Raw genomic sequence first — 14,226 nt, 5'->3', positions numbered from 1 at the left:
AAAGGGGACAGATTCAGTTCCGCTGAGATCAGGCACATCACCCTAACCGATCGACACCACCGGAGGCCATGCAGCCACCCGCCGTTGCATCCGACCCCATTCGTCTCGCCTAAAGCCTCCTGGCGACATAGAAGCCGTAGCTGTAGAAGGCTCCGTATTGCGCATAGAGCGCCATCTCCGCCTCCTCGGCGGCCACGATCGCGCGTGCCCGCTCATCCCCGGCATGGCGCGCCAGGAAGGCCGCGAAACGATCCCGCAGCGGTCGATAGTAATGCGCCTCCCAGCACGACTCCGGCAGCACCAGATAGCCGATCGGGGCATAGCCGTGACGCTCCAGTACGGCGAGCTTGGCCGCGGCGGTGTCGATCTCGGGGTAGTCGGCGGCCCAGTGCGCCTGAACCTCGGGCGGACGCGAGGCCGTCGTCCAGGTGATCTCGGAGACGGCGAGGACACCACCGGGGCGGAGATAGCGCCGCCACTGCTCGACGCCGCGCTCGAACCCCAGGTTGTAGATCGCGCCCTCGGACCAGAGGAGGTCGAACTGCGCATCGGCGAACGGCAGATCATCCATCGAGCGGCACAGCGGTCGCACCCGCTCGGCCACCCCGGCGCGCGCCAGCCGCGCCCCGAGCCCCTCGATGAACGCCGGGAGGAGGTCCACGGCGGCGATCTCGGCGGCCGGCAGCAGGCGCGCGAGCGCCAGGGTCGAGGCGCCGGTGCCGCAGCCGATGTCGGCGACACGCAGAGGCGCGGCACGGTCGATTCGCGCCAGATCGAGCGCACGCGCGGTCTCCGCATCGCTCCCCGGCCCCTGGCGCGCGGCGTCCCGGTGCAGGTCGATCAGGAGTCGCAGGTCAGCGTCATCCATCGTCGATGGTCTCCTCGGTCAAGGAAAAGGCGGCGGAACAACGGCGCTCGACATCGCGACAGTACGTCATGACGGCCAGGCCGACGCACGCGTGTCACGCAGGCTCACCGACACCCCTCGCACACCCCGATCACCTCGACCACCTTGCGGCTCGCTGCGAAGCCGCTCTGCGTGGCGGCATCGAGCAGACGCGCGGCGATCGCCTCGTCGTCGATCTCGACGACCCGGCCGCACGCGCTGCAGATGAGGAACTGCGCCGGGTGCGGACGCTCGGGATGACGGCAGTCGATGAAGGCGTTGAGGGTCTCGAGGCGGTGGACGAGGCCCTGGGCGAGCAGGAACTCCAGCGCCCGATAGACGGTCGGCGGCGCCAGCGCGCGCTGCCCCTCGGCCATCTCGGCGAGGATCTCGTAGGCGCCGAGCGGGCGCTCGGCCTCGATCAGGATGCGCAGCACCCGGGCGCGCTGCGGGGTGAGCCGGGCACCGCGCCCGGCGCACAGCCGCGTCGCCCGCTCGAGCCGCTCCTCGGCGCTCATCCGCCCGCCCTCGCCCGCTGCGCGGCGCGATGGCGCGCCAGCAGCCGCGCGACCAGGGCCGAGAACACGTAGGCGGCACCGGCAAGCAGGATCATGGTCGGCCCGGCGGGCAGGTCGGGACCGTAGGAGAGCGCAAGCCCGCCGCTGGTGAAGACCATGCCGAGCAGGGTCGCGGCGACCATCATGGCGCCGAGCGAGTGCAGATAGTGCCCGGCGATCGCCGCCGGCAGGGTGAGCAGCGCGATCACCAGGATCAGCCCGACGACCTGGATCAGCAGCACCACGGTCACCGCCACCAGACACAGCAGCAGCAGATAGAAGAAGGCCACCGGCACCCCGCGCAGCCGGGCGAACTCCTCGTCGAAGATCACCGCGACGAACTGGCGATAACACAGCCCGACGACCACCAGCAGCACCACATCGAGCACCCCCATGAACCAGAGCGCGCGCTCGGGCACCAGCAGGATGTTGCCGAACAACAGGCTGATCAGATCGGTAGCATAGCCCGGGGTCTTGGCGATGAAGAGGATGCCGACGGCCATGCCGATGGCCCAGAGCGCGCCGATCAGGGTGTCCTCCTGCGCCGCCCAGGCCAGGCGCACGCCGCCGATCAGCAGTGCCGAGAGGATGGCCGCGAACAGTGCACCGAGCAGCGGATCGACACCGAAATACAGCGCCGCGCCCATACCGCCGAGCACCGAGTGGGCGATACCCCCGGCCATGAAGGCGATGCGCTTGACCACCACCAGGGTGCCGACCACGCCGCAGCCGATGCTGGCGAGCAACCCGGCGACGAGCGCGCCCTGGAGGAAGTCGTAGTGGATCAATGCGTCGAGGAATGCGTTCATCTGTGGTGTCGGTGCGCGCCGGGACAGGGGCCCGGCAGATCGTGGGCGACGGCGCGCAGCCGCGTGCCGTAGAGATGCTGCACCAGCTCGCCGTCGAGCGCGTCGGTGGGGTGGCAGGTGAGCGTGCGGTTGAGACAGGCGACCCGGTGGACATAGGCCGAGATGAAGGCGATGTCGTGCGAGACGACGAGGATGGTCGGGCGCGGATCGAGCCCGGCGAGCAGGTCGAAGATGTCGCCCTCGGCGCGCTGGTCGACGTTAGCGGTGGGCTCGTCGAGGATCAGCAGACGCGGCTCGGTGACCAGCGCGCGGGCGAGCAGCACGCGCTGCAGTTGCCCGCCCGAGAGCGCACCGATGCGCCGCTCGGCCAGCCCCTCGGCGCCGACCGCGGCGAGCGCACGTCGCGCCGCCTCACGATCGGTGTGACGGGTCCAGCCCCACCAGGGCCCCTGTCCCAGCCGTCCCATGGCGACCACCTGCTCGACGGCGATCGGGAAGTCGCGCGGGAAGCCGGGGAACTGGGGCACATAACCGATATGACGCGCGGCGCGACGCGGCGGTTCACCGAAGACATGGATCTGACCACGCTGCGGGCTGAGCAGCCCGAGGATCAGCTTGAGCAGGGTGCTCTTGCCCCCGGCGTTGGGTCCGACCAGGCCGACGAACTCACCGGGGAGCACGGTGAGGTCGACCCGTTCGAGGATCAGCGCGCCGTCATAAGCAAAGCTGAGATCGCGCACCGCGATCGCCGGGGTCGCGCTCATCGAGCCTCCTCGGCGGTGAGCAACGCAGCAAGACGGCGCAAGGTGGCGAAATACTCGGGCGAGAGCGGATCGAGCACCTCGACCCGACCGTCGATCGCCTCGGCGACGCGCTCGGCGGCGCGCGGATCGAGCTGCGGCTGCACCAGGATCAGGCGCACGTCCTCGCGCCGCGCCTGCTCGATGAGCGCGGTCAGCGCCCGTGCCCCGGGCTCCTTGCCGGCGCGTTCGATGGCGACCTGCTCGAGCCCATAGGTCGCGGCGAAATAGCCCCAGGCAGGGTGATAGACCATGAATCGACGGTGTGCGAGCCCGGCCAGCCGCTCGCGAAGCTCGGCATCGAGGGCGTCGAGTTCGGCGACGAAGCGGTCATGATTGGCGGCGAAGTACTCGGCGTGCGCCGGGTCGAGCGCGCCGAGGGTATCGCGCAGGTGTCCGGCCATCACCCGCACCAGCGGCGGACTGGTCCAGATGTGGGTATCGATCTCGCCGTGATGATGATCGTGGCCATGGTCGTGATCGTGATGGGCGTCGTGATCGGTCGCGAGCTGGCGCAGCTCGATGCCCTCGCGGGCGTCGAGGATCGGCAGCTCGGGGTTGGCCGCACGCAACCGCGCCAACCAGCCCTCCTCGAAGGACGCGCCGATACGCACGAAGAGGTCGGCCTCGGCCAGCGCGGCGATCTGGCGCGGGCGCGGCTCGAACAGGTGCGGACTCTCGCCCGGCGCGACCAGGGCATGCACCTCGACGCGATCGCCGCCGATGGCCTCGACGAAGGTCTGTTGCGGGGCGAGGCTGACGAAGACCTCCAGCGGTTCGGGCTCGGCGGCCACCGCCGGCAGCGACGCGGCCAGCAGCACCGGGCACAGCAGGCGCGTGATCAGGGACATGGGGATGGACCTCGCGGACATGGATTCGGGGACACGAAAAGATACAATATAACGTTTTGCGCCGACCGCACCAGCGGCCGGACCACCGCTCGTCTCACCGTCATCCAGGGGGATGCTGATCCGTATGTCCTTCTCGACCCAACTGCTCTGGGCCTGCGCCCTCGGGCTCTACATCCTCGTCGTGCTCATCGCCACCCGACTGCCCTATGCCTGGATGGTGGCGCGCGGCATGGAGCCGATCCGCGCCGTCTACTACACCCGCAAGATCGTCCACATGCTCGCCGGCGGCGTCGGCTCGCTGATGGTGCCGCTGGTGTTCACCGACCCCTGGTTCCCGCTGGTCAGCGGCCTGCTGCTCACCCTGGCGGTGTTCGTCGCCCATGTCAGCGGCTGGCGACTGTACTGGTTCCAGATCACCGAGAACCGCAACGACGTCAAGTTCGCGCTGATGTGGTCGCTGTCGGTGTCGCTGCTGTGGTGGCTGCTCGACAACCCCTGGCTGGCGATCCTGCCCTCGCTCTACATGGCCTTCGGCGACGGGGTCACCGGGGTGGTGCGCAACGCGTTGATCCGGCGCCGCTCCAAGAGCCCGGTGGGCAACATCGCGATGCTCGCGGTGAGCGCGCCGATGGGCTGGTACATCGGCGCGCTGGCCACCCCGGCGATCCCGGTGTGGGGGCTGATCTCGGCGGTGGTGGCAACCGTGGTCGAGCGCTACGAGTTCGGCCCGATCGACGACAATGTATTGATCACCGTCGCCGCCTCTGCGGTGCTGCTCATCGGCACCGCCGTCGGCCCGCTGATCTGAACGCGGGCACCGGCACACGACAACGCTGGCGCATCCACACCGAGTGCGGTTAGCATCGACCTATCGCAACCGATTCAGGGAGATAGGCGATGCGAACCACCGGCAAGCGCCCCCGCACCACCGCCCTGCTCGCCACGCTGACCGTGCTGCTCTGCGCCCCCCTGGCGCAGGCCGAGGACTCGGCGGGCCGATTGCTCGGCGCCAAGACCAGCGAACACCCGACGTGGTTCAAGGAGAGCTTCCTCGAGATCGCCGAGGACGTCGATGAGGCCACTGCTGCCGGGCGCCACCTGATCCTGTACATGGAGCTGAACGGCTGCCCCTACTGCTACAAGATGGTCGAGGAGAACTTCAAGCACGGCCCGCATCGCGACTTCATCCGCACCCACTTCGACGTCATCGCGCTCAACATCAAGGGGGATCGCGAGGTCGCCATCACCCCGGACACCCGCCTGCCGGAGAAGGCGCTGGCCGAGTTCTATCGGGTCGAGACGACCCCCACGCTGATCTTCCTCGACGCCACCAACACCCCGGTGGCAAAGATCGGCGGCTATCGCAATCCGGAGGACCTCAAGCGCATCCTCGACTATGTCAACGCGCGCGCCTATACCGAGCAGTCGCTGGCCGACTATCTGCGCAGCCACCGCGAGCAGGGGCGCTACCAGCTGCGCGCGCACCCGCAGATCCGCGAGATCGCGGACCTCTCAGCGATCGAGGGTCCGCTGGCGATCCTCTTCGAGGACACGGCCTGCAGCGCCTGCGATGCACTCCACGACGGTCATCTCGCCGATCCCGAGGTGCGCGAGGCGCTCGCCGCCTTCACCCTGGTGCGACTCGATGCCGGGGCCGAGACACCGATCATCGCCCCCGACGGCACGGCCACCACCGCGCGCGCGCTGGCCCGCGACCTCGATATCCTCTACCGCCCCACCCTGGTGCTCTTCGATCAGGGGCAGGAGCGAACGCGCATCGACAATATGCTTTATCATTATCATTTCATCGGCATGCTCGAGTATGTCGGCGCGGGTCACTATCAGGACCACGCGGACCCCTTCGACTATATCGACGCCAAGACCGCGGCCCTGCTCGCCGCGGGCGAGGACGTCAAGATATCGGACGAGTAAACGCAACAAGCCGACCACGACCGGTCGGCCCCGCCCGACGCGTCCCGAGACGCGCCGGGAACGCTTGAGAATGCGCGGGAAGGAATCCCGGTCGGTTGTCAGATCTGTATGGATACGACCATCAGAACGATCAACGACATTGGGAGACACGGGCATGCAATTGCAACAACTCGTCCAGGCGGAGAAGCGCACCCAACGGCGCATCCCGATCCAGATGCCGATCGATGTGCTGCTCGAGGACCACCCCACGCCGCTCAAGGCGATCAACCAGGACCTCTCCTGGGGCGGGGCGCGCTTCGTCACCGAGCGCGCGCTCGAGACCGGCAGCAACACCCTGCGGCTGTTCTTCCCCTGGCAGCAGAACTCGAGCTTCTGCGCCGACGCCGAGATCGTCCGTCGCGAGGCGCTCGACGACGGTCGCTTGATCGTCGCCACCCGCTTCTTCCGCGTCCCGCCGATGAGCGAACAACGACTCGAGATGATGCTCGCGCAGCTCGGCGGCCAGCAGGCCGCACTCCCCCTGAGCGAACGTCTCGAGCTGGTCTACAACGACCCCGACGACATCTGCGACGTGCTGCGCCAGATCGCCGCCGGCGGGCTGATGGTGACCACCACCGCAGCCTACCGCGAGGACCAGAGCATCCGCCTGTCGATCGCCGGCACCGAGATGAGCAGCGAGCTGGCCCTGCGCGCGCGGGTGATCGATCAGGCGCGCCAGCTACTGCCCGGACATGAATGGGCGCCGCTGCACCAGGTGGAGTTGCGCTTCGAGCACTCGGTGAGCGATCTCTACGGCTTCATCCGCGGTTTCGCACAGGGATTGCCCGAGGAGACCCTGGGCCGCGATCGCATCCGCGCCTGCGCTTCACGGCTGGCCAGCCACGGCTAATCCTTCGGCTCAGCGCAAGGCGGCGAGGATCTCGTCCAGTCGCGGTGCGGCGTCGGCGATGTCCTCGGCGGTCGCCAGCGCGGCGGTTGGCACCTCGGCAAGCTCCAGGGTCTCGAGCACCGCCCGACCCTCGGGGTTGAAATGGCCGACCCACCAACAGTGGCGCAGCCGCGTCGACTCGATCCGGCAACTGCCGTAACCACGCGACAGGATCGCCACCGGACCACGCCCGAGGACCTGTTCGAGCATCGGCGGGTCGGCCGGACCACGCGGCGAGAGACTGAGATTGATCACCCGCGGGGCATCCCCCGGACACCAGCCGTCGTGCGCCGCGCTCAACTCGGCGCAGACCGCACGCGCGCCCAGCGCCGCCCCCCAGTCATCGACCTCGCGCAGCCGCTCAGCGGCCACCGCGGCGGCGATCCGTGACACGCAGGCCGGGATCGGTGCCACCTCCAACCGCTCCCCTCGCTCATCGACGACCCACCAGACCCCGGTCAGCCGGGTCTCGCGGACACTGAACTCGGGCCGGTGGGCACAGGCCACCTCGACCTCGCCCCGCCCGAGCGCCTGGGCAACCAACGCACGCGCGTTCGAACTGGAGAAATCGAGCACCAGCCCCTGGGGCACGGGACGCTCGAGCAGCGCCCGCAGCGCGTCGAGACAACGCAACGCCTCCTGCTCGGCGACACCACCGGGCGAGTCGATCGAGACAGGCGGCACATAGGTCTGCATCGGCGCCGACATGGGCACGCCGATCGGGGTGGCGAGATCGGCCTCGTCGGCCTGACTGCCCGGCCCCAGCAGGATCGGGGGGATGGTCGGTTGCATCAGGGTCTCCGGGGACTCAGTCCTTGGCGCGCAGGTGCTCGGGGAGCTGGGGTTCGCGCTCGATCAGATCGGCGAACAGATGATCGACCGACTCGCCGTCGAGCGCCAGACGCATCGCCAACAGCGCATCACGCACCCGCTGCGCCTCGCCGGCGTCCATCACCTCGCGCGCGCTCTCAAGAAAGACCAGCACCCAGGTCCCCGGCGGCTGTTCGCCGACCAGACGCATGTCGACCCGCAAGCGCCGCTCGCCATCGACACACCAGGCCCAGCACGGACCGCTCTCGATCACCTCCATCGGTACGCCGATGCACATGGCTCAGTCCTCACGCAGCCGTTCGAGCACCCGCGCATCGCCGCTGCGACAGGCCTGCTCGACGCTCGGACGCTCCTGTTCATAGCGCCCCAGCGCCAGCGCGCCATGCGGCAGGTCGGCGAGCGCGCCCGGCTCCGAGGGCTGCGCCAGCGCCGTCCATTCGACCCCATGGGGCGCGAGCCAGTCGCGCGCGGCGGCCACCGCCGGCTCGATCATCGCCCGCACCCCGGGGGTGAGACTGCCGCCGAAGTCCTCCAGCTCGGCGGGCTGGACGCCGACGAGCAGCATCCGCTCGGGCAGGTCGCCGAGCAGCGCGGCGAGCGCCAGCACCTCCTGGAACCCGGTCTGGTGCAGACTCATCTTGCGCGCGCCGAGAAAACGCGGCACCGCCTCGCCCTCGACCAGCTTGAGCGTGCCCGGCGCCAGCCCGTAGTCGACCGCATCGAAGATCACCAGCAGCTCGGCCCAGCGCACCTGATCGACCAGATAGATCCCCTGGGTGCCGCCATCGAGCAGCCGCACCTCGGGGCCGAACCGGTAGTGCCGGGCAATGTGCTCGACCACCCGCACGCCGAAGCCCTCGTCGGCCCACAGCAGGTTGCCGATACCGAGCAGCAGGGTACGCGGAGGTGCTGCGGGCGCGCTCATGGCCGGTCGTCCTTGAACATCCGCCAGCCGCTGATCATGGTGCTGATCAGGCTCTGGCGCGACATGATGTCCTCGCGGATGGCGGTATAGACGTGGAGCATCACGAACACCACGATCACCCACATCCCCCAATGGTGCCACATGCGCACGTCCTGACTCTGCCCGACCCAGGGGATGACCCAGCCGAACAGCTCGTCCTGCCAGGAGCCGAGACCGGTCTGCTCGGCATAGAGGGCGAAGCCGGTGACGATCATCACCAGCCCGCCGACGGTGATGATGGCGACCATGAACAGGTGCGCCAGCGGGTTGTGGCCGATGTACTTGCACGGCTCGCGCTCGAGAAAGGCGTACCAGCGCAGCTCGTGCACCAGCTCGCGCCAGAAGCGCCGACGCCAGAACGGCAGGCTGAAGAGCTGGCGCGAGTAGGCGTTGCCGACCAGCGCCCAGTAGATCCTGAACAGGAAGCCGACGGCGAACACATAGGCCGCGGCGAAGTGCAGGAAGCGGATATCACCCATCAGATAGTGCGCGCTCGCCTCCCCCGAGAGGGTCGGCGGCGGCGCGCCGATCAGATAGCCGGTGACGGCGAGCACCAGGATCGAGAGCGCGTTGACCCAGTGCCACACCCGCACCGGGGCCTGATAGACATAGACCGCCGTCTGCTTGACCGTGGGGACGTCTGGCAACATGGCTGCAACCTCCGCATTGTTGGGTGGTGGGGCTGAGCGCACGCCCTCAGCGGACCTTGACCCGGGTCAGCTCCTCGCCGCCGGGCCCCATGACATGGGTCGAGCAGGCCAGACAGGGATCGAAGCTGTGCAGGGTGCGCAGGATCTCCAACGGTTCGTCGGCGCGCGCCACCGGGGTGTTGAGCAACGCCGCCTCGAAGGCGCCGATGTTGCCGGCGGGATCGCGTGGCGAGCCGTTCCAGGTGGTCGGCACCACCGCCTGATAGTTCTCGATCTTGCCCGAGTCGATCACCACCCAGTGACCCAACGCGCCGCGCGGCGCCTCGCTGGTGCCCACGCCCTTGGCGCGCTTCGGCCAGGTCGAGGGCTCCCAGCGCTCGACGTTGGCGGTGGTGGTGTCGCCGGCGGCGATCGCGGCCATCAGCTTGTCCTGGAAGTGGCGCAGCTTGTGCGCCGCCCAGGAGGCCTCGAGTCCGCGCGCGGCGGTCCGTCCGAGGGTCGAGAACAGCGCATCGAACGGCAGCCCGAGATCGGTCAGCAGCTTGTCGACCGGCTCCTTGAATTCCGGGATGCCCTTGGCGTAGCCGATGGTCCAGCGCGCCAGCGGTCCGACCTCCATGGCGTGCCCGCGCCAGCGCGGGGCCTTGATCCAGCTGTACTTGGCGCGCTCGTCGATCTGCTCGATGCGGGTACGCGTCCCCTTGGTGTTGGGACCGAGGGTGAAGTTGGGCTCGGTGATGCCGTCCCAGGGGTGGAGTCCGCGCGACTCATCGGGATAGCTGAACCAGGCGTGATCGACGAACTCCTGGATCTCATCGGGGTCGCGCAGGTCGACGTCGTGGATCTCGTCAAAGCGACCGTTGATGATCGCCCCGCGCGGCAGCAGCTGGTTCTCCGCCGAGTCGTCGTTGGCGTGCTCGGGGATGTCGCCGTAGGACAATACCGCCTGGCTGCTCAGCCCGCCGCCATAGGTCCAGTCCTTGTAGAAACCGGCGATGGCGATCAGATCGGGGACATAGACCTGATCGATGAACTCGATGGTGCGGTCGATGATCGAGGAGATCAGGTTCAGCCGCTCCATGTTGACCGCGCCCACCGCACCGGTCCCGTCGACGTTGATCGCGCAGGGCACGCCACCGACCAGCCAGTTGGGGTGCGGGTTCTTGCCGCCGTAGACGGTGTGGATCTTGACGATCTCCTTCTGGAAATCGAGCGCCTCGAGATAGTGGGTGAGCGCCAGCAGATTCGCCTCGGGCGGCAGCTTGTAGGCCGGATTGCCCCAGTAGCCGTTCATGAAGGGACCGAGCTGGCCGGACTCGACGAAGCGCTTGACCCGGTTCTGCACGTCGCGGAAATAGCCCGGCGAGGACAGCGGCCAGGCCGAGATCGACTGCGCCAGACGCGAGGTCTCGCGCGGATCGGCGTCGAGCGCCGAGACCACGTCGACCCAGTCGAGCGCGTGCAGGTGATAGAAGTGCACCAGATGGTCGTGCACCTGCAGCGTCAACTGCATGATGTTGCGGATCGAGTTGGCGTTCTCGGGGATGGCGATGCCGAGTGCGTCCTCCACCGCGCGCACCGAGGTCAGCGCGTGGGTCCCGGTACAGACGCCGCAGATCCGTTCGGTGAAGGCCCAGGCGTCGCGCGGATCGCGCCCGCGCAGGATCACCTCCAGCCCGCGCCACATGGTGCCGGTGGAGACGGCGTTGCGGATCACGTTGTCGTCGTCGAGGTTGACCTCACAGCGCATGTGCCCCTCGATGCGGGTGACCGGATCGACCACCACGCGCCGACCCGAGTCGTCGAGGGAATAACCGTTCGGCGTCTTCACCGTCATTCTTCACGCTCCTCGTGCTGCGCTTGATCGCGCTGTTTGGTCCGGTGCAGCGCGCTGGCCACCGCATGCGCCCCGATCGCCGCGCCCACGGTGCCGGCGGCGGCAAGACCGACGCGGTCGGCGTTGGCCTCGATGCCGAACACATGGGTATCGGTGACATGCTCGTAGAAGCTGTCCTTGTCCCAGAAATCACGCTCGGAACAGCCGATGCAGCCGTGACCGGACTGGATCGGGAAGGACACGCCGTCGTTCCAGCGCACCGTGGAACAGGCGTTGTAGGTGGTCGGGCCCTTGCAGCCCATCTTGTAGAGACAGTAGCCCTTGCGCGCGCCCTCGTCGTCCCAGGACTCGACGAACTGACCGGCGTCGAAGTGCGGACGGCGGTAGCACTTGTCGTGGATGCGCTGACCGTAGAACATCAGCGGCCGACCCTGGCGATCGAGCGGCGGTAGCCGGTCGAAGGCGAGCATGTAGGTGATCACCCCGGTCATCACCTCGGCGATCGGCGGACAGCCGGGCACCTTGATCACCGGCTTGTCGCGGATCACCTCGTGCACCGGGGTGGCGCGGGTGGGATTGGGACGGGCGGCCTGGACACAGCCCCAGGAGGCGCAGGAACCCCAGGCGATCACCGCCTTGCAGTCGGCAGCGACCTCCTGGAGCTGATCGAGGAAGGGCCGCCCGCCGATGATACAGCTCATCCCGTCCTGGGCCAGCGGCGGGTTGCCCTCGACGGCGAGGATGTAGTTGCCGCGATAACGCTCGCGGATCTCCTCCAGGATCGCCTCGGCCTGATGCCCGGCGGCGGCCATCAGGGTGTCGTCGTAGTCGAGCGAGATCATCGACAACACCACGTCCTGCACCAGCGGATGGGCCGAGCGGATGAACGACTCGGTGCAACAGGTGCATTCCAGCCCGTGCAGCCACAGCACCGGGGTGCGCGGCTTGGTCTCCATCGCCTCGGCGATGCGCCCGGCATAACTCGGCGCCAGACCGAGCGCGGCGGCGGTCAGACTGCAGTATTTGAGGAAACTGCGGCGGCTGATCCCCTGCCGGCGCATCACCTCGTAGAAGGTCTCGGTGCTTGCCATCGTCCTCCCCCAGTTGTCGACCACCCGCCCAGGACGCGCGGCCATGTCCACGGGGATTATAGGCAAATACGCGAGAACCAAAAAATGTCATTGACGGTGCATGACGCACCAGAACAAAGCCGCGGAGCGGAGCTGCCAGCCTTCAGCCCCCAGCCGCCAGCGGACGCCAGCCCTCAACGAGGGCGGCGGGGGACCGATTTGAACCACGAGGCCGCAAAGCACACAAAGAGACCCTGAGCGCTCGACCTTTTGACGTTCGGCGAAAACCCGACCCGAGCCGCGATCAGACAGCAACCCGCCCGAGCCGCGAGCCGAAGACCGGATGCCGCCCTTCCCGGCGGACACGCCGCGCACCCCCCCACTCGACAAAACCCTTCGCGCCTTTGCGGTTCAATCCCCTGGCGACTGAAGACCGACTTGAACCACGAGTCGCAAAGCACACAAAGAGGGCCTGAGCGGTCGGCCTTTTGACGTTCGGCGAAAACCCGACCCGAGCCGCGATCAGACAGCAACCCGCCTGAGCTGCGAGCCGAAGACCGGATGCCGCCCCCCCGGCGGACACGCCGCGCCCTCCCCCACCCGACAAAACCCTTCGCGCCTTTGCGGTTCAATCCCCTGGCGACTGGCGACTGGCGACTGGCGACTGGCCGCTGACGACGTTCGCTTTCTCCCCGCCTTTGCGGTTCAATCCCCCGACCGAGACCGAGGATTGGGCCGACGATGACCGCGACGACCACCACCCCGACCGCCTCCCGCCAGCGCGCACCCGCGCGCGAGCTGTTCGGCTGGGCGATGTTCGACTTCGCCAATCAGTCCTATACGCTGCTGATCATCACCGTGGTGTTCGGCGATCTGTTCACCCGGGTGATCGTCGGGGACGCGCCGGACTATCGCATCGGCAATCTGCTGTGGAGCCTGGCGCTGGCGGCGAGCTATCTGCTGGCGGTGGTCTGCGCCCCGGTGGCCGGGGCGATCATGGACTATGACGCGAGCAAGAAGCGCTTTCTCTTCGCCAGTTATCTGGTCACCGTGCTCGCCACCGCCGCGCTCTATTTCGTCGCCCCGGGGCTTGCCTGGCTGGGGGTGGTGCTGCTGATCGTCTCCAACCTCGCCTACTCGCTCGGCGAGTCCTTCATCGCAAGCTTCCTGCCCGGGCTGGGCCCGCCCGAGGACCTCGGCAAGATCTCGGGGTTCGGCTGGGCGCTCGGCTATATCGGCGGCATGTGCTCGGCGATCTTCGTGCTGCTGGTGCTCGGCGAGGTCAGTGCCGAGAACTTCGAGCGCATCCGCTGGGTCGGTCCCTGGGCGGCGGTGTTCTTCCTGCTCGCCGCCATCCCGACCTTCCTCTGGGTGCGCGAGCGCGCGCGACCGCGACCGCGGCCGCCCGGCCAGGGCGCGTTGCGGCTCGGTCTGGGTCGGGTGGCGCAGACCCTCGCCCACCTGCGCGGGCACCCCGACCTGGCGCTGCTGCTGGTCTCGGTGTTCTTCTCGATGAGCGGGATCTCGATCATCATCACCTACGCCTTCATCTACGGCGCCCAGGTGATCGGCTGGGACGGCGAGGTGCGCACCCTGATGTTCGTGCTGGTGCAGATCACCGCCGCGCTCGGGGCGCTGGGCTTCGGCTTCGTGCAGGATCGGCTGGGGGCGCTGCGCACCTATCGCATCACCCTGTGGATGTGGCTGGCGGCCATCGCGCTGATCTATCTCACCCCGGAGATCGCCAGCCAGGCGCAGAGCCGCTTCGGGCTCGACTGGGAGGCGCAGCACGTCTTTCTGGTGGTCGGTTGTGTGGCGGGCTTGAGTCTCGGCGCCTGTCAGTCCTCGACCCGCACCCTGGTGGGGCTGTTCGCGCCACGCTCGCGCGCGGCCGAGCTGTTCGGCTTCTGGGGGTTGGCGACCAAGCTCGCCGGGGCCTTCGGGCTGCTCGCCATCGGGCTGGTGCAGGGGCTGCTCGGGCTGCACAGCGCGATCCTGCTCTGTCTGCTGTTGTTCGCCGCCGCGCTGTTCGGCGCCCGCGGGGTGATCGAGCAGCGCGGACGGGCACTCGCCGAGGCCCACGATCGGGGCCGGGCGCCCTGGTGAGGACG

15 protein-coding genes are annotated in these 14,226 nt (G+C 68.3%); 4 read left to right on the top strand and 11 right to left on the bottom strand.

Annotated features, from left to right (window positions below; genetic code table 11):
* Window positions 1–109: 109 nt before the first annotated feature.
* The 5 genes from EDC29_RS10320 to EDC29_RS10300 form a co-directional block, all read right to left on the bottom strand.
* On the bottom strand, window positions 110–868 hold the full coding sequence (locus EDC29_RS10320) for a class I SAM-dependent methyltransferase (RefSeq protein WP_132229757.1): 759 nt from the start codon (window positions 866–868) through the stop codon (window positions 110–112).
* A 104-nt stretch (window positions 869–972) separates the two neighbouring features.
* Window positions 973–1,404, bottom strand: a complete 432-nt coding sequence (locus tag EDC29_RS10315; RefSeq protein WP_123141629.1) for a Fur family transcriptional regulator — start codon at window positions 1,402–1,404, stop codon at window positions 973–975.
* Window positions 1,401–2,252 (bottom strand): metal ABC transporter permease, encoded by an 852-nt coding sequence (locus EDC29_RS10310; RefSeq protein WP_123141628.1) that lies wholly within the window; start codon window positions 2,250–2,252, stop codon window positions 1,401–1,403. Before EDC29_RS10310 ends, EDC29_RS10315 begins: the two co-directional genes overlap by 4 nt.
* A complete protein-coding gene (locus tag EDC29_RS10305; protein ID WP_132229755.1) occupies window positions 2,249–3,016 on the bottom strand; it encodes a metal ABC transporter ATP-binding protein in 768 nt (255 codons plus the stop codon). The genes EDC29_RS10310 and EDC29_RS10305 overlap by 4 nt, the downstream gene beginning before the upstream one ends.
* Complete coding sequence (locus tag EDC29_RS10300; RefSeq protein WP_132229753.1) at window positions 3,013–3,903, bottom strand: metal ABC transporter solute-binding protein, Zn/Mn family; 891 nt, start codon at window positions 3,901–3,903, stop codon at window positions 3,013–3,015. Before EDC29_RS10300 ends, EDC29_RS10305 begins: the two co-directional genes overlap by 4 nt.
* A 124-nt stretch (window positions 3,904–4,027) precedes the next feature.
* On the opposite strand from EDC29_RS10300, the gene EDC29_RS10295 reads away from it, so the two are divergent.
* From EDC29_RS10295 to EDC29_RS10285, 3 genes are all read left to right on the top strand, one after another.
* Window positions 4,028–4,711, top strand: coding sequence for a hypothetical protein (locus EDC29_RS10295; protein WP_123141641.1), 684 nt, complete (start codon window positions 4,028–4,030; stop codon window positions 4,709–4,711).
* Window positions 4,712–4,800: 89 nt separating this feature from the next.
* Complete coding sequence (locus tag EDC29_RS10290; protein ID WP_123141625.1) at window positions 4,801–5,835, top strand: thioredoxin family protein; 1,035 nt, start codon at window positions 4,801–4,803, stop codon at window positions 5,833–5,835.
* 154 nt (window positions 5,836–5,989) lie between these two features.
* Entirely contained in the window at window positions 5,990–6,724 is a 735-nt protein-coding gene (locus tag EDC29_RS10285) for a PilZ domain-containing protein (protein WP_165913490.1), read from the top strand.
* A gap of 9 nt (window positions 6,725–6,733) precedes the next feature.
* Here the strand turns inward: EDC29_RS10285 and EDC29_RS10280 are convergent, their stop codons facing one another.
* Genes EDC29_RS10280 through EDC29_RS10255 form a run of 6 tightly spaced genes read right to left on the bottom strand, consistent with a single transcriptional unit; the run spans window position 6,734 to window position 12,136 of the window.
* Window positions 6,734–7,555: a hydrogenase expression/formation protein gene (locus EDC29_RS10280; protein ID WP_132229749.1), complete on the bottom strand. Its 822-nt coding sequence runs from the start codon at window positions 7,553–7,555 to the stop codon at window positions 6,734–6,736.
* Between the two features lie 16 nt (window positions 7,556–7,571).
* Window positions 7,572–7,871 carry a HypC/HybG/HupF family hydrogenase formation chaperone gene (locus tag EDC29_RS10275; RefSeq protein ID WP_123141622.1) on the bottom strand — a complete coding sequence of 100 codons (300 nt, stop codon included), beginning with the start codon at window positions 7,869–7,871 and terminating at the stop codon, window positions 7,572–7,574.
* Between the two features lie 3 nt (window positions 7,872–7,874).
* Entirely contained in the window at window positions 7,875–8,519 is a 645-nt protein-coding gene (locus tag EDC29_RS10270) for a HyaD/HybD family hydrogenase maturation endopeptidase (RefSeq protein ID WP_132229747.1), read from the bottom strand.
* Complete coding sequence (cybH, locus tag EDC29_RS10265; RefSeq protein ID WP_123141620.1) at window positions 8,516–9,208, bottom strand: Ni/Fe-hydrogenase, b-type cytochrome subunit; 693 nt, start codon at window positions 9,206–9,208, stop codon at window positions 8,516–8,518. Before cybH ends, EDC29_RS10270 begins: the two co-directional genes overlap by 4 nt.
* Before the next feature lie 46 nt (window positions 9,209–9,254).
* Window positions 9,255–11,045, bottom strand: coding sequence for a nickel-dependent hydrogenase large subunit (locus EDC29_RS10260; protein ID WP_123141619.1), 1,791 nt, complete (start codon window positions 11,043–11,045; stop codon window positions 9,255–9,257).
* The gene (locus EDC29_RS10255; protein ID WP_062277457.1) at window positions 11,042–12,136 is read right to left on the bottom strand and encodes a hydrogenase small subunit; all 1,095 of its coding nucleotides are present in this window, start codon (window positions 12,134–12,136) and stop codon (window positions 11,042–11,044) included. The genes EDC29_RS10260 and EDC29_RS10255 overlap by 4 nt, the downstream gene beginning before the upstream one ends.
* 720 nt (window positions 12,137–12,856) lie before the next feature.
* Between EDC29_RS10255 and EDC29_RS10250 the strand changes: the two genes are divergently transcribed.
* Window positions 12,857–14,221, top strand: a complete 1,365-nt coding sequence (locus EDC29_RS10250; protein ID WP_132229745.1) for an MFS transporter — start codon at window positions 12,857–12,859, stop codon at window positions 14,219–14,221.
* Window positions 14,222–14,226 lie beyond the last annotated feature (5 nt).

The organism is Marichromatium gracile (assembly GCF_004343155.1).
Taxonomy (GTDB): domain Bacteria; phylum Pseudomonadota; class Gammaproteobacteria; order Chromatiales; family Chromatiaceae; genus Marichromatium; species Marichromatium gracile.
This window is presented reverse-complemented; position numbering and strand designations above follow the sequence as displayed.

Bases quoted from the DNA above. Each gene is read 5' to 3' on its own strand.
- EDC29_RS10270 (WP_132229747.1), bottom strand. From the start codon at position 8,519: ATGAGCGCGCCCGCAGCACCTCCGCGTACCCTGCTGCTCGGTATCGGC.
- EDC29_RS10280 (WP_132229749.1), bottom strand. From the start codon at position 7,555: ATGCAACCGACCATCCCCCCGATCCTGCTGGGGCCGGGCAGTCAGGCC.
- EDC29_RS10305 (WP_132229755.1), bottom strand. From the start codon at position 3,016: ATGAGCGCGACCCCGGCGATCGCGGTGCGCGATCTCAGCTTTGCTTAT.
- EDC29_RS10275 (WP_123141622.1), bottom strand. From the start codon at position 7,871: ATGTGCATCGGCGTACCGATGGAGGTGATCGAGAGCGGTCCGTGCTGG.
- EDC29_RS10290 (WP_123141625.1), top strand. From the start codon at position 4,801: ATGCGAACCACCGGCAAGCGCCCCCGCACCACCGCCCTGCTCGCCACG.
- EDC29_RS10255 (WP_062277457.1), bottom strand. From the start codon at position 12,136: ATGGCAAGCACCGAGACCTTCTACGAGGTGATGCGCCGGCAGGGGATC.
- EDC29_RS10250 (WP_132229745.1), top strand. From the start codon at position 12,857: ATGACCGCGACGACCACCACCCCGACCGCCTCCCGCCAGCGCGCACCC.
- EDC29_RS10300 (WP_132229753.1), bottom strand. From the start codon at position 3,903: ATGTCCCTGATCACGCGCCTGCTGTGCCCGGTGCTGCTGGCCGCGTCG.
- EDC29_RS10315 (WP_123141629.1), bottom strand. From the start codon at position 1,404: ATGAGCGCCGAGGAGCGGCTCGAGCGGGCGACGCGGCTGTGCGCCGGG.
- EDC29_RS10320 (WP_132229757.1), bottom strand. From the start codon at position 868: ATGGATGACGCTGACCTGCGACTCCTGATCGACCTGCACCGGGACGCC.
- EDC29_RS10310 (WP_123141628.1), bottom strand. From the start codon at position 2,252: ATGAACGCATTCCTCGACGCATTGATCCACTACGACTTCCTCCAGGGC.
- EDC29_RS10260 (WP_123141619.1), bottom strand. From the start codon at position 11,045: ATGACGGTGAAGACGCCGAACGGTTATTCCCTCGACGACTCGGGTCGG.
- EDC29_RS10295 (WP_123141641.1), top strand. From the start codon at position 4,028: ATGTCCTTCTCGACCCAACTGCTCTGGGCCTGCGCCCTCGGGCTCTAC.
- EDC29_RS10285 (WP_165913490.1), top strand. From the start codon at position 5,990: ATGCAATTGCAACAACTCGTCCAGGCGGAGAAGCGCACCCAACGGCGC.
- cybH (WP_123141620.1), bottom strand. From the start codon at position 9,208: ATGTTGCCAGACGTCCCCACGGTCAAGCAGACGGCGGTCTATGTCTAT.